We start from the raw sequence: 20935 nt of genomic DNA on the forward strand, positions 1-20935 counted from the left end.
GCGATCGGCCGGGAACCGTCGATCACCATTTTCACGGCCTCGGCCTTGAAAGTGTCAGAGTATTTTGTTCGTTTGCGTGTCATATTGGATTCCTTTGTGTCAGTGGATGTTATCAATCACCCACTGTCCGAAATCCTCGGGGCACCCCAGTTCCCCAGCGGACGTCGGACCCACCTCAGCCGAGACTCCATTGCCCACCTCGTCACCAAACACACCGCAACAGCCGCCGCCAGGCATCCATCCCTAACCACCAAAAATGTGACTCCGCACACCCTCCGGCACACCTGTGCCATGGCCCTCCTCCAAGCCGGCGTCGACATCACCGTCATCGCGCTCTGGCTCGGCCACGAAACAATCGAGACCACCCAGATCTACATGCACGCCGACATGGGCACCAAAGAAACCGCCCTCAACCGGACCACACCACCCAACACCAGCCCCGGCCGCTACCAGCCCGACACCGGCACCCTCGCCTTCCTCAAGAACCTGTGATTATGCCGAACACAACACCGCCGATCCCGCTCCCACCAACACATCCGCACCCCCATTCGGCATAATCACGGATTCGGCATAATGCGGCTTATGCCGCATTCGGCATAAACCGCAGAGCGGCGCCGCGTTCGTCTGGGTAGTTTCGCCGCCCCGGCCGTGCTCGTGGAGGTGGTCGATCTCGCAACGGCTGGCCGGTGCGTGACACCCGGGCCAGATGCAGTGGGTATGGACGGCCGTGGCGGCCAGGCGGGCCGATCCGGTGAATCGTCGTGCCCGGCCGAGGTCGATGACGACGTCGGCTGCGTTGGTGATCACCCTGCGGACCTTGTGGATCAGGCTGTTGGCGGCGGCTTCTGTGGGGTCGACGTCGTGGCCGTCCTCGTTGCGGCACATGAACGTGTCGGGGTCGAACCGGGGCGGCCGATCGTGATCGATCGCTGCGAGCATTTCCTCGTAGGCCTGGGCGGACCAGTGGATGTTGTGAACCCAGCCGACAGGCACAGCGGAGCCGTCAGCGGTCGCAGCATCCCGGAACACCTGCACCAACGCGTCAGCACGGCGTTGGGCATCGGTCCGATCCAAATCCTCTTTGCACAGCCCCTCGCCGAACAGACCATCGGGACCCAGCCGTGCCTTGGCATCGGCCCAGTCATCCTCGAACTCGGCGGCGATGTATCGGTCGAGGATCTCCCACAACTCCGCACCCTGCCCAGCCCCAAAGAACCCGGACAGTTCCCACGACAGGTCGAAGGGGTTCTGCACCAAGCGGACATCCCGCTTCTTGTGGTTACGTTCGTTTGGTGGCTCGGAACCGTCCTCGTCGACCAGGCGGGCCCACCGGTGCACCTTGCGCCCAAACGCCTTCGCATCCATCGTCTGGGCATCCGCCAGGAATTCCTCGTCGCGTTGGCACAACGCTGCCGCCACCCGAGGGTTGGCATCCACCCGGCCCAACGCTCTGACCGCACACGTCGACACCTCACCCGCCTGCCACGCCGCTGTCACCTTCGGAGCGTCCTTGGCCAGCCGGGCCGTCTTCGCCCGGACTGACGCCTCAGCCTCGGTCAACCGGGCCACGTGGCGGACCATGATCTTGGCCGACCCATGCCCGTCGGCTGTGTGCAACACTCGCCGTTGAATCGCCCCCATCAGTACCGACTGGGCCGCATCAACGCGACGACCCAACCGATCGAGCTCCTCGATCCATACCACCGCATCTCGCGAATCCGCAGGGTCGAATCCAGCCTCAAACAACTCGTCCATCGCCAACTCCGCCTGAGCCAACGCCGCCCCCGCAGCAACATCGGCCACCGCCGACTTCGCAGCGGACCAGGCAGCCAACTCATCGGTGGCCAACCGCAATCGCAGCGCCGCCAGAGCGCCACCGTCACCTGAACCGTTTCCGCCGCCCGGACCGCTGCCGGTCGACTCGAAATCTGTGATCGAAGCCATGGGTCCAGTCTGACGAACGGGTGTGACAACGAAGCCGAATCCGGGCGAGAATTTGTGTGAATCAATGGCTCAACCTGCGATGACGAGGGGCTCCGCAGACCCGGGCAAAGGTCGACCCGCTCGCGTCGTATTCCCGGAGTCTTATGAGGGTGCCCCGGTCCGTCTCGGCTGGTGGGGGAGCACTGCGGCGCTGCTATGATGACCCGCTTGCACCGGGTGAAATCCGGGGCCACGTCGGAGTGGCGGAATTGGCAGACGCGCTAGGTTGAGGGCCTAGTGCCCTTATAGGGCGTGGGGGTTCAAGTCCCCCCTCCGACACTGAAAAACCCCTACGGCGGCAAGGGATCCGAGGTGGCGAAGCCAGGATTTGTCATCACTTTGTCATCAGCCCGCACTCGCTGACGAGCGCTTGACACAAGGTAGGGCTGCGCATTTGGCCTGCCCATGGCTGCGGCAGTCGATTGGGCTGCGCACGAGCGGCACGCCGGAGTTCGACGAGTTGGAGGGCAGACATCCATGATCAGGCCACACCCTTGCCTGATCGAACGCCCAATCGTCGGCCCGGCGCTCGTGAACCTGGGACGCGAGTCCGTGGGATTCGAACGGGCCAGACGGGCTCCTGCATTGCGGAGAGGCGTTTCAAGTAGTGCGTGGCTGGACTATGAGCCGGTTGACGCGAAGTGCGATATAGTGGACGACAATGCTGATCGCGAGATCGGCAGGGACCAGATGGGAACATATGTCCTGGTGGTCCAGTTTCGACGGGTAGTACTTGGGACTGCCTTGGCACCACACAAAGCGAGCCCAGAATCACAGATTCTGTCTCGGTGAACCAAGGCATATCAAGGTAAGCCCCCGAAGCGTGCAAGAGCTCGCATTCGAAAACGCCTCGTCCTTTGGACGAGGCTTTTCACTTTTTGCGAGGAGGGACACCCGGGTTCGCCTTCTGTTTGACGAACTTGGATCGCGAGCCGAGACGAACGTGACCATTTGGGGAGACGTTCACGTGCCCCGCTGGTTGGACTTGCACAACCTGGGTGAGGGTTAGGAGTGTTCTCTTGTGCTTGTCAGAGACGTCCCAGTGGTAGCCACGGCTAAGGATCCTGCCTGCCACCTGCCCCTGCATTTGTCCGTGGCGAGCCGGATCTGGTTTCCAATGCAGACCGTTCTCGCAGGTTCGGTCGCTCGGATGGCCGTGTTTGCGGCCGAATCGGAGCTTCCCGTCGTCCGAAGCGAGGTCGGTCACATCTTCAGATGGGCAAAACATATGAAGCGGGAGGACCCTGGCGTCTCGCTCGCTGTCGCACTCAATACGGGACGTCCAATCATCGAAAGCCGCAGCGGCTCGTGGCAGGTTGGCGGGAGACACGCGTGCATAGCACGCCTTGTACCGAATCAGACGAGATAGATGGGCTAGGTACCGAGGATCAAGTCTGTGTCGAGTTGGGTCGAGTTGGACCCAAACGTCGGCGGTAGTCCAGACCGCGAGACGGGCGCTGTGCGCCCGCTGGTAGATCTGCTTCGCAGTGTCGGGATCGAGCAAACAGTAGGGCTTACCCGCGCGGTCTTGGATGGGAGGCTGGCGGTAGACCCGCTTCTCCCAGTCCCGTTTTTCAGCCTCCTGGGTAGCCAGCTTCACCACCGGCTTGTCCTGCGACTTACGCCCGTTTGCTGCAATGATCCAGAGCTCTGGCTTCACCGGGTTCGACTCTTAGCCAATTGACGCTGCGACCTGAAGATAGCGGCCGCAGGAAGCCGCAATTCGGAAAGCTCCGCAGCGGTCATGCTCTTCACGATTTCAATGACGGAGCGCTGCATCGCGAGATCGTCATCAACTCGGGTGTCTCGTCCCGCGTGGCGCCTCGGCTGGACAGCATCCGTCGGCATCGCCTCGTCACGTTTCTCGAAGAAGTCTGCCAAACGCTTGACCACCTCCCTCTTTAGGGTTGCAAACCACTTGTGGCGCACTTCCGGGGATAGAACGAAGGCAGCACGCTCTTCGGCGGCCCACTCGTCAACCTCAATCGCCACCTGTCGGTTATTCGACGAACTGGCGAGTTCGCTTGCGAATTCGCTACGCATCTCGGTCATCTCAGCGTGAGAGATCGTTGGTAGAGATGGCAGGTCATCTCCGTCAGCCTCCACGCGGGCTTGCCCAGCCATGGCGTCCCACACCCACACCTTTCCTGACGAGTAGTCGATGATTGCGTGCCAGAGGTCAGAGCGAACCCGCATGGTCGGAGCCGAGGCAATCGTGGAGGGACTTGCTTCGGCGTCAACGGTGGCGAGCAGATGGACGTTGGCGGGTCGGGTCGTGCGATCCAACTCGACAATGTTCGACGATGCCTCCAAGAGGTCGGTGAACCGCTCGTAACCGAACTTCTTTTCGTCGAAAGAGTGGGACGTAACTTGGAGCAGCCGGTTCTTTAGTACGGCAGCCGTCATCCGCCGCCAGTCTTGCCGACCAGAGGCACGTGCGACCTCAAAGGCAGCGACGATCAGCGACTCGATCTCTGTGTCTGTTTCTGACGTGGTCATTCAGACCTCCTCGTACCCACTATTTCATACGACAGCCTGGACGGGACCTGTGGCGACGCTCTTCGGGTGGCAGCGCTTTCAATGGGCTCTGCGGGAGCCATCTCGCACCAGTGCCAAACCCGACCGATACCGCGTGACAAACAAGTGGGGCCTTGGCAGATGCCACTTCGTCGGCGCTCGAAGCAAGGTTTCTCACTCACGAGGCCGGCGTGCCGAAGATCTGACTGGCGACTCGGTCTGCGGCGTCCGACTGCATCGGAGGGGTCACGTGGGTGTAGATCTCGCGGGTGATGTGAGTGGACGAGTGGTTGAGCCGGTCGCTCACGATCTTGATGTCAATGCCCTCTTGAAGCGCCAATGTCGCCCATGTGTGACGGAGCCCGTGATTATGCCGACGTCGGCATAATCATGATTATGCCGACCTCCGCGTTATGCCGACCTCGGGGTGTGATCCCTTGCGGGGTGAGGGCTCTGGGGTGTTGATGTCGGCATAACGCGGCTTGTGGTGGCCATTGTTTCTTCTCTGTTCCGAGAAGAAGGAGATGGTCATGTCGATTCCAACCAGCAGGGTCAGCAGGGTCCTGATTGTGGGGCCGTTGGCCCCGTTCGCTGAGCAATACCGGGAGCGGTTGAGGGAGCGGGGTTACACGCTGCGGACTGTTGTGAGTCTGGAGCGTCAGGCGGCGCATCTGAGTCGTTGGCTCCGGGCGGAGGGTTTGGGCGTCGAGACGTTGAGCGAGACGACCGTTGATGCGTTCGTGAGCTTTCTGCTGGCCGGTGACGGTTTTTCGCCGTCCCGGTTGTCACGTCCGGGGCTTCGGTGTCTGCTTGTGTTGCTTCGCGAGTTGGGTGTGGTCCCGGCACCGGTTCCTTTGCCGCTGTCGCCCGTCGAGGTGCTGATGGGTTCGTTCGAGCGTTACCTGTTGTCCGAACGCGGTCTGGTGGCGGGCACCGTCGTCGGGTATGTGGCCGCTGCGTCATGGTTTGTGACCGGTCTGGGTTCTGGGGCTCTCGGCGATGTGGGGGCGGCTGAGGTGACCGCCGCGGTGCTGTCCCGGTCCGGGATGGTGTCGGTGAGCGGAACCCAGAACTTTGTGTCCGGCCTGAGAGCATTTTTGCGGTTCTGTTTCGTCGAGGGCCACCTCGAGGTCGACCTGTCGGAGGCGGCGTTACCGGTCACGGGCCGGAGACACACGTCGTTGCCGTTGGGAATCCCCGCTGGCGATGCTGCTGCACTGTTGGGGTCGTGTGACCGTCGGACCGGTCTTGGCCGACGTGACTATGCGTTGTTGATCGTCATGTTACGTCTCGGGTTGCGGCGCAGCGAAGTGGCCGGTCTTCGCCTTGACGACATCGACTGGCGCTCAGGTGTGCTGGTCGTGGCCGGCAAAGGTGACCGTCGGGACCGGCTCCCGTTGCCTGCCGATGTCGGCGACGCGATCGCCGGGTATCTCACGCGCGGCCGACCGGCGACTGTGCACCGGGAGGTGTTCATCCGGGCTAAAGCACCGTTCGAACCCATCGCGGATGGCACGGTCGCGTCGACTGTCCGGCGTGCGTGTCGCCGGGCTGGTGTGGCAGAGGTCGGATCGCATCGGCTGCGACACACCATGGCCTGTGACATGGTCACAGCTTTGGTTCCGCTGGCCGAGATCGCCCAGGTGTTGCGTCACGACAGCCTCCAATCGACGGCGATCTACGCCCGGGTTGATGTCGAAACGTTGCGTCTGTTGGCCCAACCCTGGCCCGAAGGCGGGGCGCGATGAACGCCATGTGCGGTCACGTCGAGGACTACCTCAGGATGCGCCGCTCGTTGGGCTACAAGCTTGAACGCGCAGGTGTGCTCCTCCCGAAACTCGTCGACTATCTGGAGACCGCTGGATCTCCGACGCTCACAAGCGAGCTGGCGATCTCTTGGGCCCGCCTCCCCGTTGGGGTGAGCCCGAACCATTGGGCTGCCCGTCTCGCGGTCGCCCGCGGGTTCGCCCGCTACCTACAAACAATCGACCCCGCCACCGAGATCCCACCGGCGGGGGTGTTCCCCGCCCGCCGGAACCGCCCCACCCCTTACCTGTGGTCTCAGGCCGACATCGCCCGGCTCCTTGATGGTGCTCGGGTGCTTCGTTCACCGATCCGGGCGGCCACCCATCAAGCCCTGTTTGGGCTGCTCGCAGTGTCGGGGATGCGCGTCGGAGAGGCGACAGGTCTCGACCGAGGCGACATTGACTTCGAGACCGGTGTTGTCACGATCCGTCACGCCAAACACGATCGGACACGCCTCGTGCCGTTGCACGAAACAGCCGTTGCCGCGCTCGATGCCTACGCAACCGAACGTGACCGTCTCTGCCCCGCTACCCGATCAGACGCGTTCTTTGTGTCGAGCACCGGGACACGCCTCACCCCCAGCGGCATCGCCAAAACGTTGCGGCAGATCACCACCGACATGGGCATCCGGGACGCCACAACGGCCCCGACCGCGCACCAGCTCAGACACAGCTTCGCTGTCCGCACCCTGATCGACTGGCAACAATCCGGGGTGAGTATCGACGGGCACATCGCCATCTTGTCGACCTACCTGGGCCACATCGCGCCGTCGGACACCTACTGGTATTTGTCGGCGTCCCCCGAGCTGATGGCCACCGCAGCCGAACGGCTCGACACACGGCTCGGAGCCCGAACATGACCGATCTCGCCCCGTCACTGCAGGCCTTCTTCACCGACCGGCTGATCGGACAACGCGATGCCAGCCCGAACACCATCAGCTCCTACAAGACCACCTTCGGGCTGCTCCTCAGGTTCGCTTCTCAACGGACCGGGACATCACCCAGCCAACTCGACATCGACGATCTCGACGCGCCGCTTGTCGCAGCGTTCCTCGGGCACCTGGAGACCGAACGGCACAACACACCAAGAACACGGAACAACCGGCTCGCAGCGATCCACTCGCTGTTCGCCTACCTCGCCCTCCACCACCCCGAACACGCCGGGACGATCCAACGGGTGCTCGCCATCCCCACCAAACGCACCCTACGGAACCTCCTCACCTACCTGACCGAACCCGAAGTCGCCGCGCTCCTCCAAGCATGCGACCAACAACGCTGGACCGGCCGACGTGACCACGCCATGTTCGTCCTCACCATCCAAACCGGCCTGAGGATCTCCGAACTCGCCGGGCTCACCCGCGCAGATGTCACCCTCGGCATCGGCGCGAACGTGCACACCATCGGCAAAGGCCGCAAAGAACGACGAACACCACTCGTTCCCACCACCCGAACGATTCTCAGATCATGGATGGCCGAACAGGCCGGTGACCCGCCCGATCCGTTATTCCCCACCACCACCGGCAAACACCTGAGCCGTGACGCCATCGAGAAACGTCTCGCCCGAACCGTCACCCATGCCGCCGACAGCTGCCCGTCGATCCAAACGAAACGGGTCACCATGCACACGCTGCGACACACCGCAGCCATGCGGCTCCTCCTCGCCGGAAACGACATCACCGTCATCGCCCTCTGGCTCGGCCACGAACAGATCGCGACCACCAACATCTACCTCCACGCAGACATGACCCAAAAACAAGAAGCGATCGACCGTGTCCGCCCCACCAGCACACACCAAGGCCGATACCAGGCCCCCGACACGCTCCTCGCTTTCCTCGAACACCTGTGATTATGCCGACATCAACAACCCGGAACCCGCTCCCCGCAACGGATCCCGCGCCGAGGTCGGCATAACGCGGAGGTCGGCATAACCGTGCAACACGAGGCGGGGGAGCGATTCGTCTGCGTTGGCGCGGTTGAACTGCTCCTGTTTGCGTTGGAACTCCCGGCTGAACCGCTCTGGGTGGAACGGTCGTCCGTCCGCCATCGAGAACACCAGTCCGTGATTGGCGTAGCCGGGACCACCCAGCAGTCGCTCAGCGTTCTGAGCGGCCTTCCAGGACTGAAGCATCGAGACGGTGCCGGGGTCGAGCCGGACGACGTGCGCCCGCTTCGTCTTGGGTAGGTCCTTGAAGACGATCTCGTGGTCGACCGTGACGACCTGGTGCCCGATGATGGCCGTGCGTGTCTCAAGGTTGACGTCTGACCAGCGCAATCCGAGCGCTTCGCCCCTGCGACAGCCCGACGTGGCGAGGAAGAGCCATGCGGGTAGGTACCTCGACTCAGCGACGAACTCGAAGAACTGCCGCACCTGCGTTCCAGTCCACGTGGACGCGCGCTTGGCTTGGGTGGCCGAGGAGGGAGGCGGTGTTGCAGAGTCGGCGATGTTCCGGCCGACCTTGTTCCACCGAACAGCATCACGGAGGGCTGCCCGAATGATGGTGTGGATGTACCTCACCGTCCTGGGCGAGAGCCCATCCTCAGGCGCGGCCTTGACCACGTCTTGGGCATCACGTCGGAGCATTGCCGCTACCGCGTGGCGGGAAACGTCGTCGATATTGAACGAGGGCTCCGAGTTGAGCATGTCGGCGATCTGCTGGCTGGTCCTGCCATTCGCCCGAGCCTCATGTGCGGCTTCAACCGCCTCGTCGCTGAATCGCCGACGGCCTGTAGCCGGAACCACCCGCCCCGAGTCGAGCAAGCTGCGGTAGAGCTGGTTGAGGTGCATGGGCGTGAGCCCGGCAAGGCGAACTGACCCGACATTGGGGATCACGTGCAGGCGGAGGTTGCGCTCGTACGAGCGGAATGTGGACTCCTCCAGCGTGGGCGGGCGCTTGGTCGGCAGCCATTCGTCGACGAGAAACGAAGCGAACGTCTGTCGCTTGTCGGCCACGTAGGAGCCGTCAAGCAAAGCAGCGTTTGCCCGAGTCTGGGCCGCCAGCGCCTCCTTCTGGGTGGCGAACCCACCCTGGGAGTACTGCTTCCGAGTCCCATCGGGCCCCAACCCATAGACGTAGTAGGTGTAGGTGCCGCCCCTCTTCCGGATGTTGCTTCTAGCTGTCCGCTTCGACGCCATCGTTCTTCGCCTCCTCCAGCTGCTCCGCCAGGGCCAGATTTAGGAACCGATCCATCGGGTAGGACTCGATGGTCTCGAGCGCTGACCTCAAGGCGTCCAGAAGTTGGACAGCGTTTCCGGTGCCTCCTCGCAGTTCCGGCGCACCCCTCAGTGCGGAGGTCATGAATTCGTAGAGCGCCGCCTCCATCAGCGAGACGCGGGAGATCTCGCGGTTGCCCCCCGCTGCAATCCTGCTGACGTCGCCGTCATCGATCACATCACCTTGGGGAACCTCCACGCTCTGCCCCACTGGTCCTGCCCCGAGTGCTGCGGCGAGCAGCTTCTGCGAGTTGCGGTCTCCGATGAGCCTCAACCAGATGTAGTCCCAACCCGCCCGGGAGGCGTCTGGCACGTCGGGAGGGAGGGCGGGGTCCTCTGGTGGCACGAAGAAATATGGGATTGGGAGATCAAATGTCCTCGATAGCGCCAGGATCTCGTTGGCGGTGAAGAGCCGGGGTCGTCCGCCTTCGGAGCCCCCTTCTGCGGCTGATACAGCGGGGACGCTCCAGTTGCTCCGCGTAAAGCGAGTCAGCCGTTCGGCGACCCAACTCTGCGTTCTGCCGCGGAGATGCCGGGCAGTCACCATCCGGTGCGCTACGACATCACCCATGTCCCAGTGGCCTTCGATTCTCTCTCGGCGGGCTCTCGCCATGGTGTCTCAATTCAGTGACGCCGACTGCGCTTAATCGCCGCGGCTGGGGAGTACGGTACGCCACTAACCCTATAGAGACCGAACCGAAAGAGTCCAGGATGACCCCGATCGACCCACCGAACACGAAGCAGTACCCGCCCTATCTGACAGTCCCGCAGGTGCAGGAACTCACGCAGCTGAGCAGGGGCCAGGTGTACCGCCTGATCGAGCGCTACACCGAGACAGATGGAGCCGAGGGGATCCCGTCGGTCCGCTTCGGCCGATGCCTCCGAGTACCAAGCCACACACTTCTCACCGTGGTCGACTCAGCGACGGCCCGGGAGACCCACCTATGAACCCCGAAGACGAGCGAGAGGTACTCCGTCGAAGCTCAAAGCTGATCCGCCAGATCGGCCCATCCGCCTTCATGGTCCTCACCCACCTGGTGAGCAAAGCCAAACGCGTTGATGGCCGCCTGGTAGTGGAGACCACCTACCGGACCACCGGCGCTGCATTGGGGCTGAGCCCATCAACGGCGGGTCGAAAGTTCGAGGAACTGCGGCGCCATGGAGTCATCGCAGGAGCCGTCTCGCGCAACGGCTGCCGGTTCACGGTTCCCGAATCCGTGTTTGACGGGACCCTCAGCGAACTCAGGAGCACCGACCAGGTCGCCTGACCGTTTGGCGGCTGGCGGTTAGCGGCTGGCGGAGTTGAGCGGACGTGCCATGGGGGTCTGCTTCAACGCGCCCTGGTTTCGACCCAGGCGCCGCCCGCTGAGCCATCGCCTCCACTTCGCCCGGCCGTCAGCCCCCATCCCAAGTCGCTCCCGGCACCCGGCACCGAGCCGCAGCCAACCATTCCACCAACCCCAGACGACTGAACCAAAGCGAGCCCCCGAGCCTTCTCTCCGCCACTTGACCTCCCCGGCCGCCCGCCGTCCAACCCCTTCCGAAACCAGCCCCAATCAACAGCACACACATGCACCCAAGGTGCTCGACCCGGCCCCGAGCCGGGGAAAGGTGATCCAGCCATGATGTCCATCGCCAAGGTCGGCGTCGGCAACGCCGACTACTACGAGAGCCGGATCGGGCGTTCGCCCGAGGGCTACTACACCGGACGGGGCGACATTCCCGGCGTCTACTTCGGGCAGCTCGCCGAGCGGCTCGAGGCCGAAGGCGAGGCGCTTCCGGGAGCACTGAAGCGACTGCTCGACGGACAGCACCCACTCGATGGCACGGCACTCCGGCGGCCGCTGGCCGACACCTCAAGCGCGCATGTCGGAGGCTTCGACCTCACGCTGTCGTGCCCAAAGGACGTGAGCATCCACGCGCTGGTCGGCCCGGCGGAACAGCGGGCTGCTGTCAACGACATCGTCAGCGCCGTGGCCGAGGAGACGGTGGCCGCAATGGCACAGAGCGCCGGATGGTCGCGCCGGGGGAGAGGCGGTGCAGCGAAGTCCTTCACCGGAGAACTCGGAGGCATCCGCTACGTCCACCCGGACTCCCGTGCTCACGATCCCAACCTCCACATGCATTTCATCGTGGCCAACATGCAGTGCGTGGACGGCAAGTGGCTCACGTTGGACGGGCGACCGCTCTACTCGATGGTGAAGGCGCACGGAATGCTGTTCCAAGCGATGCTGCGCGCCGAGTGCGCCCGAGAACTTGGGTGGGGGTTCGACGACCTCACCCCCGACGGCCAGGCCACGCTTCGCGAATTCCCCGCTGAGCTCCGGGAACTCTTCTCCAAGCGCCGCTCCCAGGTGCTCCGTGAGAGCCAGCGGCGCCAGGAGGAATACACCGACGAAACGGGTCGTGAGCTGGGCGGCAAAGCGCTCACCAAGCTCAATGCCCACGCAGTTCTCACCACCAGGGCGCGGAAAGGCGAGCCGGTGGACCTGGACGATCGGGAAGCAGCGTGGATCCAGGAGGCAGCCGAAGCTGGCTTCGACCTGGCCGAACTCCGAAACTGCTACGGGGCGTCCGGGCCCCGAGTTGCGATCGTGCCGGACGAAGTAGTCGCCATGGCCATCGGGAAGCTCAGTGCTGACAAGCCATCGTGGAAGGTGGGTGACGCGATGCAGGCGGTTCTCGCAGAGCTTCCAGTAGTAGCGGCCGACTCATCTGGTGATGTCGTCGACATCGTCACCCGGCTGACCGACCGGGTGCTGGACGACTTCTCCGTGATCGAAGGGGGACAGCCGTACGAAGTTGTCGGAACCGACGCCCAGTACCCCATGCGCCCCCACACGACGGTCAGCACGATCGTCACCGAGCACCAGGCCATCGCAACCGTTCTCAACTCGGAGGGCAGGGGGAACGGTCTGCTGAACCGGTCCAAGGTGTCCGAGGCCGCAATCGGCGAACTTGGGGATGGAGAGCAAGCCGACGCGGTCACCAACGTCGCAACCGACGGCAACGGGGTCTCGCTCGTGAGGGCACCAGCAGGGTCGGGAAAGACCCGCCTCTGTCGGACACTCGCCAGCTGCTACTCCGAGGCGGGGTGGAACGTCGTCGGACTCGCTCCCTCTGCAGCAGCGGCCGAGATCCTCCACCAGGAGGCGGAGATCGAGCGCTCGTCCACCCTGACCAAGCTGCTCGTGGAGAACGAGCACGAGGCGGGACCGATGCGCGGCTACCGACTGGACCGCCAAACACTGGTGATTCTCGATGAGGCATCGCTTGCGTCCACCCGTGACACGGCGAATCTGATCCAATTGGCCCAGCAGGCCGGATCGAAGCTGGTGCTGGTCGGAGACGACGAGCAGCTCCAGTCCGTCGAGGCTGGCGGGCTCTTCACGGTTCTCTGCCAGCACTTCGACACCAACGAACTCTCCGAAGTGCGCCGGATGTCAGCTCAGTGGGAGCGAGAGGCGTCGACCGGACTTCGACAAGGCGACGCCGACGCGCTCGACCAGTACATCGACCACGGACGGGTGCGGAGCGGCACCGCAGAAGATGCGCTGGAGTGGGCCTACGAACGGTGGGCCGACGTTCGCAACCGGGGCGGCTCGCTCATGGTGATGGCGCGCACCAACGGACAGCTCGACGATTTCAACGAGCGGGCCAGAGCCCACCTGCGCGGCACCGGGGAACTCAACGGTCCGGACGTTCCCATTGGAAACCTGGGCATCGCCATCGGCGACGAGCTCGTCACCCGCCGAAACGCACGCTGGATCGTCACCACCAACAAGTCCCGAGTGATCAATGGCGCTCGGTGGGAAGTATCCCGTATCCGTCACGACGGGGCGCTCGACGTCACGTCACTTGATGGCCGAGGCCGGGCGACGCTGCCCGCCGAGTACACGATGGCCGACGACCAGCTCAGCTACGGGTACGGATCGACGGTCCACCGCGCCCAAGGCAGCACCGTCGACCAAGCCATCTTCCTCGCCGACGAAGGTGCGTCGAGGAATCTGTTGTATGTCGCCGCGTCAAGGGCCCGGGAACGCAACGACATCTGGCTCACCCGAGAAGGAAGCCAACCAGCGTCCGGAAGCACGACGCTGACCGATGACGACATCGACGTACTCAGACAGGTCCTCAAACGAACCGACCAGGAGGCGACAGGCTCGGAGGTCGTCTGGGCCACGGAGCTGGGCTACGAACTCGACGACGACCGTATCCACCAACTCCTCACCCCAGCGGGCCGTCTTGCGATCCAGCACCGCACAGTTCAGCTCGAACGCGGGCTACGTGCCCGCAATGTTGGTGCGGATGACGCAAGGTCCGTCGTAGCCACGGCGCACAAGGCCGCAGAGAAGGCAAGCACCGCAGCTGATCGGGCTGACACCGACCCCAACCGGTCCCAGAAGCGGCTTGCAGCAGAGGAAGCCCACGGACTGGTAGCCAGGGTCAAAGCGAGGCACGACATCGCCGACCTGCGATCCGACGTCGTGCAGAAGGCCGAGCGTCGCGACTCCGCTGAGGGCTTGCTGGACACCGCAGCTCAGCGACTCACCGAGGCCGAAGCGACCTACGACCAGGCACTGGAGGTCACCACCACGGCCAACAGCCGGGACCTCGCCATCAGCGACAGTCTGAAGCAACGCCTGGCCCTTGACGACCGAGGTCAGAAGGCCTCGGCAGGAGCAGGACACGCCATGGCGAGCGCAAGCACCAACCCTCAGCCTGGCACCGGTAGGGCGGGCTGGACGCCCGAACAAACCGCCTACGCCAACGAGCTGCTGCGGCGCTCCCGCCAAGCCGCCCAACAACCTGTCCCTGGCTTCGAGCAGACGGGCATCAGCCGTGGCATGTGAACGGGCCACCAAACCCACGCACCACCAGCTACCACACCTTCGATCAAACCAAGACGCTCGAACATGGACCGAGGAACGGCCGCACCATGGGAGCCCGGGCCCAATCCAGCTTGGCCAGTTTCCACCGGTGCCGTTGCACTCAGGGACGGAGCCTCAAGGGACGCTCCGACATGCTCCGCTGCGCTCGTTCCTCCCTCCGCTCCCCGTGTCTCCACTCAACGCCCTTGACCCACCGCCCCCGATCGCACCCCGTCGACACATGGTCGAGGCGCCGTTCCGGACGCCTCAACCGTCCCAAGAACTCACTACCGACTGGATTTCCGTGGCATGAGCCGATCACTCGCAGAACTAGCCGAACTCGTCGCCGACACGAACCTCGACCCCTTCAATCGGATGTGCCACGCCGCGTCCCTCACCAACCAGGCGCACGCTGCCACAATCGAACTTGCCCGATCGTGCGCCCTGCGGGGCGAAGAGAGCCTGGAGGATCTGGGGAGAGTTCTCGCCATGTCGCCCGATGACGTGGGTCGACTCATCGGCTGGGAACAACTACGCCTAATAGATATCGACTGACTCGGCGCCAGCTGGCACACCAACTTGCTGTCTGCCATGTGCCCAGAGGGCGGCCTCAATGACGACCGATGTCGCTGCCCCGCAGAGGATTGCCGAATTGGCCAGCGATAGGTAGTCGAGTTCGGTGATCCCCGATGGTTGACCGGCGGTAACCGCGACGATTCCGTAGCCGCACCCGAGCAGGACCCCAACCCACACTGCGGAGTGAAAGCCCCAACGCAACACGGCACGTCGGGTTCGGATGGGTGCAGCGAGCCAGGCCAGGGCCTGGTCGCTCTGCGACGGGAACCGGATCGTGTTCACGAGCAGCAAGACCACCGCCACACCAAACAGCGCGAGTGCTGACACACCGAGTGGCTGGACCCACCCGATGATCGGGTTTGGACCCAAGCGGTCCCAACCGCTCACGCTTGAGGGGCCGAAGATGGCATTGGCGTCAGCTTCGAGAGCGTGGGCCTGGCTGGCCGAATCGACCCGGGCAATCATCTGAACAACCGGCCGGTCGAGCGGCGGGCTGCCAAGCACGAAGACCCCAGGACGAACGGCTGTCGAGCGCTCGACCTCGTTCATAAACCGTTCGGGGTCCGTTGAGCACCCTTGCGACCCGGGCCCCGCCGGTACTGCCAGTTCTTCGCAATTGGCCACGAACACTTGCCCATCGACAACAGTCGCGAACGGAACGTTGGGGAACTGCATAGCGAACTCGGCGAACGTCGGACCATCAATCTCCGAATCAGCGCTGACGGTCATGATGCCAGGCGGCCCCTCCGACTCCAGGGCACCGGCGTAGGAAGCGAGACTCATCGAGGTCAATACAACTGCAGCCACAACGGTCAGGGTCGTGATGCGAATGAGATCAGATCCCCGCTGGTCGCCCCGTTGGAACCGACGACCGGCAACCAGCCTCGCAACTCGGTCAGGCGCAGTGAGTATCGCGCCAACCACCGGTAAAACAGCAACGGCGACGGTCGGAACGACTGCGACAACCGACGCAAGCACTACAACAAGTCGGAGAGCTCTCAGCTGAGGAGGGAACTGGGTCGTCGCGACGGAAACGGCGACGGGAACAAGCAACAGGAGGCGTCCGGTCCAACGGATGGTGCGCTTATTGCGCTGCGCTCTCCACGCGGTCACCTTGGGTGTCAGCGCTCCGACCGCCACCGGCACCAGCAACGCAATAAGCAGTGCGACGACAGCGATGCCAGCACTCGGCCGCAAGTCGCCGGACAAGTACTCGATCGAGCCGAACGGCAACGACGTGGGGACACCCAAGATCCCCCACATGACCGCCGACACGATGAGCGCAATCGGCACGCTCAGCGTGGCGGCTTCCGACGCATCGAACGCATCCTGTGCGTTAGGGCCAGCTCCTAGATAGACCAACGCGTCGCTGCGTTGGGTACGCAACGCCGAGCGAGCGGACAATCCGATCCCCAGCACCAACAGTCCCGGAAGCAACAGGCCGAACATGGCTCCGCTCTGAGCTGCTGCTGGAGTAGGGACACGCTCGTCGAGCGAGTGGGGAATCGTTACGAGCCCGCTCGGCATCTCAAATGGCCCACTTGCCACGCTCGCGCCCAGTTCTTCTGCATCAAATCCCACCAGACTTTGCTGAGGACCTGCAGATGCTCCCACCGATGGAGGTCGTCCCTCCGGAACCGTCGCGAACGCCAAAAACTCGCCAGCAAACGCCGTCACATGCTCCCACCGGACATCACGATTGTGTTCATCAACCTCGATACCGAACCGTTCCTGGAAGCCACCGGGTCCACCTGCGGCCTCAATCAGGGCCGGCGAAACGAACCCTTTCCCTGGCTCCGGTAGATGCCCGCCGAACTCGGCCGGAATCGACTGAGCGTCGGCACCCAGCCAGTGGATTTCGAACTGGCGCCCATCCAGAATCGGCAAACTCTTGCCAAGCAACGGCACCCCCGCACCGCCGCTACCGAAGTCCACGACCGGCATACGAGCAAGATCCCTGGTCTCGTTTCGCTGGCTCGCGGACCAGAAACCCGCTGCGCACCAAGTCGCTGCCGAGAACACGCCTACAGCGATCACCACCAGCCAGGCTCGACCTCGCTGACCACCGAGACGCGATACAGCAACGCGCGTGCCCAACTTCGCAATGACACGAATCAACGTAAGCTCGGCACCATCGCCAGGTCCACGACGCGATCACACAACGCCGCAACCGCCAGATCGTGCGTCGCCAACAGCAGCGCACGATGTGGGTTGGTGCTCACCTGATCGACCAGCAACCGACCAACACGATCTGCGTTTGCTCGATCCAACGCAGCCGTTGGCTCGTCGGCCAGCACCACTCCCGCTGGCCGAACCAACGCTCGCGCAACCGCAACGCGTTGGCTCTGACCGCCTGACAAAGTTCGGAGATCCCTGCTGGCCAACTCTCCAAGTCCCACCTCCTTCAACGTGAGCTTGGCCTGGTCGAAGGCGCTGTCAGCCCTCACTCCATCCAGCATCAGGGGCAAGGCCGTGTTCTCGAGCACGTCCAGCTCTGGCAACAACAACGGCGACTGATCTACGCCCGACAAGTTCTCCTGCACAAACTTGCTGCGCTTGCGGACCGAGAGCCCTCCCAACTCTGTCCCCATCAGTGCGGCCCTGCCGAAGGAGGGCTTCAGTTCACCGCGCAGCCAGCGGAACACAGTCGATTTGCCTGAGCCAGAAGGGCCGACCAACGCGACGGTTTCTCCCCAGCCAATCTGAAACGACACCGGCCCGACGGCTTGATCTGCGAACTCGGAAATGCACGCATCCACCTCCACGGCGGTTGAACCGACGTTCACGGACCCCAGCGGACCGCTTGACGGAGCAGAATCTTGTTTGGGGTCATGGTGGTCTGTCATTGCGATCGCTTTCCAGGATTCGAGCAGGGAGGATTCTGAGCCAAGCCAGGCTTACAGATCGGTTGGCTCATGCGGGACATCGCGGCCGAGCTCCTCCCAATACCCGACGTGATCGATGTAGACCACGAAGCGTCGGGCACGTGCTGGAAGCTGCCCCTGCCAGTGTCCGGCAACGCTTCGTAGGTCATCGAGCCAGATCGAAGCCTGCGCATGGTTGGGTGCGCGCAGCCACATTCAGGCACTGTCTGGACCTCAAAGTTGAGACGCATTATTGACCCTCTAGACGCTCTATCGCCGCATCAAGGCCGTTCTTCGCAGTCTCCTTGATATGGGTCAGTTGATCGGGCCTTCTCGGGTCCAGCGCAAGCGCGTCGGTGAAGTGTGCGCCAGTGCTTTCGTCGGAGATCAAGTCATCGGGACCCACCAGGACGATGCGGTTGTCAGAATTCGATGCCAACCATCTCCGCAGAACCGTGTTGATGTGACTGTCTTGAAATGAATAACCAACGACCAGTAGCTGCGAAACGTTGAGCAACCCAAGACGAAAGCCATCAAACAATTCCAAGAACGGACCTTCCGCCTGAAGCTTCGCCCCTTCTCCAAAGATAAGCTCTGGCCCCTCACTCCGTAGAGTTGCATTGTCCAAGTCAACAATGCGCACCGATTCGTTGGATCTAACCCAGTTTATAGACCCGTGAAGTTTGTGTAGATGTATCCCTTTGTCGTGAAATGCTAGGCCATTATTCTGGTCCCATCTCTCAACCCCTAGAGCGACTGACACACCCAGGCTCGCGGCTCTACTCTCAATGGTGAGGTCGTAGTTGAGGGTGCCAATCAGAAGGGGGCCGGGCATCCCTTGTGAGAGTCGAATTAGAGGGTCCAGGTAGGTGAGATCGGCTGACTCATCGGGCGTAAGCACTAGCGGCAACGCACGGCCAATCGCAAGGCTCGTGGAACGGAACCTCCCTTGGTGGCGGGCACCAGGACGGGAAACCACATCCACGATCGCCTTGGCGGCGTCAGAAGAAATTCGACTGCGTTTGATCGAGGTAGGGCGATTCCACGACCTATTCTTGTTTGACAGGAACCCGTTGAGTATCGCCGAGTTCTTATCCACTTGCTCAATTATCGGATCAGCATAGGATTCAATCAACTTCGAAAGCTTGTTGTCGACGCGCCTAACCAATTCCGAGCGCGGCACCTCGTAGCTGTCTAGGCCATCGATAGTCGGGTCCCACGCCTGGACAAAGGGCGAGATCGGCGATCCGCCTCGGTCTGCTAGCAGCTCAATGGCCGCTGCAAGGCGCTCGGCGCTGATTGGAAGGCGCGGATCAAACCCAAGACGACCTTGCTCAGCTTGTAGGACGCCAAGGACATAGAAGGCGACAGCAGCTTGCGCATCGTCGAGCGAATCAAGAATGCACCCGGTGAGTTGATTCGTCGTGGGAAGTCCCGCATCAACTGATGCGCCAGCGCCAAGGAGCACTGCGAAGGGTGCATGCACTACGAGACTCCAAGTTGGGGGTTGTCGATATCAACCATGAACCAACGATAACGCACCCCGCATAGCCACTGAATTGCTACATGACGTTCCGCAATGGCCGGGGGACTGAGAGCGTTCGAACTTGTCCCGCTTGATCGCCAGGACGCCATCGCAACGGCAGGGTCCTCCGTCCGTGGGCGGTACCCGGGGCGGACCGAAGAGGGCCCAGAGCGCCTTGACTGCTCTCTTCAGTCCTGACCAGTCCACTCCGGAGCGCCGATTCCGTGTCATCAATTTGTCATCACGAGCGCCCGAAACTGCCCGATACGGACCGATAGCGGAAGCGACGGAGCATCACTCAGAACGCCAGGAACCCCTGCAATTGCAGTACAAACTGCAACTCGGCGACACTGATCAACACGGCCGCTGCGGGAGTTCAAGTCCCCCCTCCGACACCACTCAACTCCGAGTCTTCAAGTCCGACTTCGGAGAATGCAACGTTGAGCGCTGGTGCTCCGTGCAGCGTCACCGCCAGCCGGTCCGGGTGGACCGTGACGTCTTGGAGCAGCTCGTCGAGCAGCGTCCTGCGCTCGCTCTCGTCGGCGTGTTCCCAGAGGTCTGAGACGTTGAGGCTGGTCAGGAGTTCGGCGACGTCCTCGAACCGTTGGGAGAGGTCGCCGGCCTGGAGCTGGGCCTCGACTGCGTTGGTGGTTTCGTACTCGAGGTTCTCGATCTCTTTGGTTATGCGGGCCTGTTGCTCGCCGAACTGATCGGCCGAGATCTGGTCGTCGAGGTGCAGCATGAGCAGCTTGTCCCGCTGGCGGCGGAGTTCTGCGAGCCGACCCGGCGGATCGCGCTCTGCAGTTCTTCGTCGCACAGCAGTTCCATTGCCAGCACTGCTGCAGTCACGAGGCCACGATTCGACCGTGCTGGCAGCTTGCAGCCCTTGCCCCGATGTTTGCAGCGGTAGTGGCTCTGGCCTTGCCCGTTCGATTCGATCGACATGCGTCGGACGCACACCCCGCAGACGACCCGGCCCGACATGAGGTCCTTACCACGCTTGCGGCCCGGTACTCGCCCACGATGGGCGGCCTCGAACTGCTCGACGGTCACGAGCGGCTCGTGGTTGCCCGGTAGCCACTCGTCCTTGTGGCGCATCTCACCGATGTAGGCCCGGTTCTTCAGCACGGCGACCACCGTCGAGTGCTTGATTCCGGTCGCCTCGGACACTTCGGTCTGGCTGACGCCCTGGCCTCGAATCTCAAACACGTCCCGAGGGCTCGCTCGACCGTTGGCGGGCGACGCGGTCTCTGCTGCTCAGGCGAGAATGGCTAAGGACGCACTGGCTTCGATCGACCTCGCCAAGCTGAGCGAATGGGCGCCAAGCACGCGGTGGGACGGGTACTCGGTGAAGTCGGGCAGACTCCGAGCAAACTCGCGAGAAGGGCGATCGATGACGCGTTGAGAGACGCAGTCGGTCTGAACCCGGTTGACGACCCTGACGACTAGTCGGGCGAGCCCGTGCCCGTTTGCAAGCGATCCGCCATCCACAGATCCGACGCGCCACCCGATCGGCGGCGTCACGTGGGTGTATGTCACGCGCGTGGCGCGGGTTTCGATGCTTACGCTCGATGAGCTCGGAT

The 20935-nt window shown here is 63.0% G+C and carries 18 protein-coding genes, 1 tRNA gene and 1 pseudogene; 9 read left to right on the forward strand and 11 right to left on the reverse strand.

The genetic code is table 11. The features are described from left to right. Nucleotides 1–492 (forward strand): tyrosine-type recombinase/integrase (locus MPARV_RS23905; RefSeq protein ID WP_020379097.1); only part of this gene is annotated, 492 nt, incomplete at its 5' end. Here MPARV_RS23905 and MPARV_RS0116920 read toward each other — a convergent pair. Beyond that, nucleotides 493–1944: an HNH endonuclease signature motif containing protein gene (locus MPARV_RS0116920; RefSeq protein ID WP_020379098.1), complete on the reverse strand. Its 1452-nt coding sequence runs from the start codon at nucleotides 1942–1944 to the stop codon at nucleotides 493–495. A gap of 233 nt (nucleotides 1945–2177) precedes the next feature. On the opposite strand from MPARV_RS0116920, the gene MPARV_RS0116925 reads away from it, so the two are divergent. After that, nucleotides 2178–2262: transfer RNA gene (locus tag MPARV_RS0116925), tRNA-Leu, on the forward strand. A gap of 1377 nt (nucleotides 2263–3639) precedes the next feature. Here MPARV_RS0116925 and MPARV_RS0116935 read toward each other — a convergent pair. Then, nucleotides 3640–4482 (reverse strand): OST-HTH/LOTUS domain-containing protein, encoded by an 843-nt coding sequence (locus MPARV_RS0116935; protein ID WP_020379100.1) that lies wholly within the window; start codon nucleotides 4480–4482, stop codon nucleotides 3640–3642. Between the two features lie 196 nt (nucleotides 4483–4678). Further along, a pseudogene (locus MPARV_RS0116940) lies at nucleotides 4679–4864 on the reverse strand (tyrosine-type recombinase/integrase); the annotation flags it as partial. 166 nt (nucleotides 4865–5030) lie between these two features. Here MPARV_RS0116940 and MPARV_RS0116945 point away from each other — a divergent pair. From MPARV_RS0116945 to MPARV_RS0116955, 3 genes are read left to right on the forward strand one after another with little or no spacing between them, the layout of a single operon-like run. After that, nucleotides 5031–6248 carry a site-specific integrase gene (locus MPARV_RS0116945; protein ID WP_100221358.1) on the forward strand — a complete coding sequence of 406 codons (1218 nt, stop codon included), beginning with the start codon at nucleotides 5031–5033 and terminating at the stop codon, nucleotides 6246–6248. Then, nucleotides 6245–7165 (forward strand): tyrosine-type recombinase/integrase, encoded by a 921-nt coding sequence (locus MPARV_RS0116950; protein ID WP_020379103.1) that lies wholly within the window; start codon nucleotides 6245–6247, stop codon nucleotides 7163–7165. The genes MPARV_RS0116945 and MPARV_RS0116950 overlap by 4 nt, the downstream gene beginning before the upstream one ends. Next, nucleotides 7162–8151, forward strand: a complete 990-nt coding sequence (locus tag MPARV_RS0116955) for a tyrosine-type recombinase/integrase (RefSeq protein ID WP_020379104.1) — start codon at nucleotides 7162–7164, stop codon at nucleotides 8149–8151. The genes MPARV_RS0116950 and MPARV_RS0116955 overlap by 4 nt, the downstream gene beginning before the upstream one ends. Here the strand turns inward: MPARV_RS0116955 and MPARV_RS0116960 are convergent, their stop codons facing one another. Then, nucleotides 8152–9438, reverse strand: coding sequence for a tyrosine-type recombinase/integrase (locus tag MPARV_RS0116960; protein ID WP_020379105.1), 1287 nt, complete (start codon nucleotides 9436–9438; stop codon nucleotides 8152–8154). Further along, nucleotides 9416–9829: a hypothetical protein gene (locus tag MPARV_RS0116965; protein ID WP_238538889.1), complete on the reverse strand. Its 414-nt coding sequence runs from the start codon at nucleotides 9827–9829 to the stop codon at nucleotides 9416–9418. The genes MPARV_RS0116960 and MPARV_RS0116965 overlap by 23 nt, the downstream gene beginning before the upstream one ends. 631 nt (nucleotides 9830–10460) lie before the next feature. On the opposite strand from MPARV_RS0116965, the gene MPARV_RS0116975 reads away from it, so the two are divergent. The 3 genes from MPARV_RS0116975 to MPARV_RS23910 all read left to right on the forward strand — a co-directional run bounded on the left by MPARV_RS0116975 (nucleotide 10461) and on the right by MPARV_RS23910 (nucleotide 14942). Further along, nucleotides 10461–10784 (forward strand): hypothetical protein, encoded by a 324-nt coding sequence (locus MPARV_RS0116975; RefSeq protein WP_020379108.1) that lies wholly within the window; start codon nucleotides 10461–10463, stop codon nucleotides 10782–10784. Nucleotides 10785–11138: 354 nt separating this feature from the next. Next, the gene (gene mobF / locus MPARV_RS0116980; RefSeq protein WP_020379109.1) at nucleotides 11139–14369 is read left to right on the forward strand and encodes a MobF family relaxase; all 3231 of its coding nucleotides are present in this window, start codon (nucleotides 11139–11141) and stop codon (nucleotides 14367–14369) included. 327 nt (nucleotides 14370–14696) lie between these two features. After that, nucleotides 14697–14942 carry a hypothetical protein gene (locus tag MPARV_RS23910; RefSeq protein WP_081582407.1) on the forward strand — a complete coding sequence of 82 codons (246 nt, stop codon included), beginning with the start codon at nucleotides 14697–14699 and terminating at the stop codon, nucleotides 14940–14942. Here the strand turns inward: MPARV_RS23910 and MPARV_RS0116990 are convergent. The 6 genes from MPARV_RS0116990 to MPARV_RS26170 all read right to left on the reverse strand — a co-directional run bounded on the left by MPARV_RS0116990 (nucleotide 14925) and on the right by MPARV_RS26170 (nucleotide 20297). Continuing rightward, nucleotides 14925–16907 (reverse strand): hypothetical protein, encoded by a 1983-nt coding sequence (locus MPARV_RS0116990; protein ID WP_020379111.1) that lies wholly within the window; start codon nucleotides 16905–16907, stop codon nucleotides 14925–14927. The genes MPARV_RS23910 and MPARV_RS0116990 overlap by 18 nt on opposite strands. Before the next feature lie 170 nt (nucleotides 16908–17077). After that, the gene (locus MPARV_RS0116995; protein WP_020379112.1) at nucleotides 17078–17749 is read right to left on the reverse strand and encodes an ABC transporter ATP-binding protein; all 672 of its coding nucleotides are present in this window, start codon (nucleotides 17747–17749) and stop codon (nucleotides 17078–17080) included. A 111-nt stretch (nucleotides 17750–17860) separates the two neighbouring features. Then, nucleotides 17861–18043 (reverse strand): hypothetical protein, encoded by a 183-nt coding sequence (locus MPARV_RS0117000; protein ID WP_020379113.1) that lies wholly within the window; start codon nucleotides 18041–18043, stop codon nucleotides 17861–17863. 34 nt (nucleotides 18044–18077) lie between these two features. After that, a complete protein-coding gene (locus MPARV_RS0117005) occupies nucleotides 18078–19313 on the reverse strand; it encodes an SIR2 family protein (protein ID WP_157789699.1) in 1236 nt (411 codons plus the stop codon). Between the two features lie 415 nt (nucleotides 19314–19728). Continuing rightward, on the reverse strand, nucleotides 19729–20094 hold the full coding sequence (locus tag MPARV_RS0117015) for a hypothetical protein (RefSeq protein WP_020379115.1): 366 nt from the start codon (nucleotides 20092–20094) through the stop codon (nucleotides 19729–19731). Further along, complete coding sequence (locus tag MPARV_RS26170) at nucleotides 20034–20297, reverse strand: hypothetical protein (protein WP_420886287.1); 264 nt, start codon at nucleotides 20295–20297, stop codon at nucleotides 20034–20036. Before MPARV_RS26170 ends, MPARV_RS0117015 begins: the two co-directional genes overlap by 61 nt. Between MPARV_RS26170 and MPARV_RS25705 the strand changes: the two genes are divergently transcribed. Beyond that, nucleotides 20247–20429: a hypothetical protein gene (locus MPARV_RS25705; RefSeq protein ID WP_238538891.1), complete on the forward strand. Its 183-nt coding sequence runs from the start codon at nucleotides 20247–20249 to the stop codon at nucleotides 20427–20429. The two genes, MPARV_RS26170 and MPARV_RS25705, sit on opposite strands and share 51 nt — an antisense overlap. Nucleotides 20430–20935 lie beyond the last annotated feature (506 nt).

It is taken from the genome of Candidatus Microthrix parvicella Bio17-1, from assembly GCF_000299415.1.
Lineage (GTDB): Bacteria > Actinomycetota > Acidimicrobiia > Acidimicrobiales > Microtrichaceae > Microthrix > Microthrix parvicella.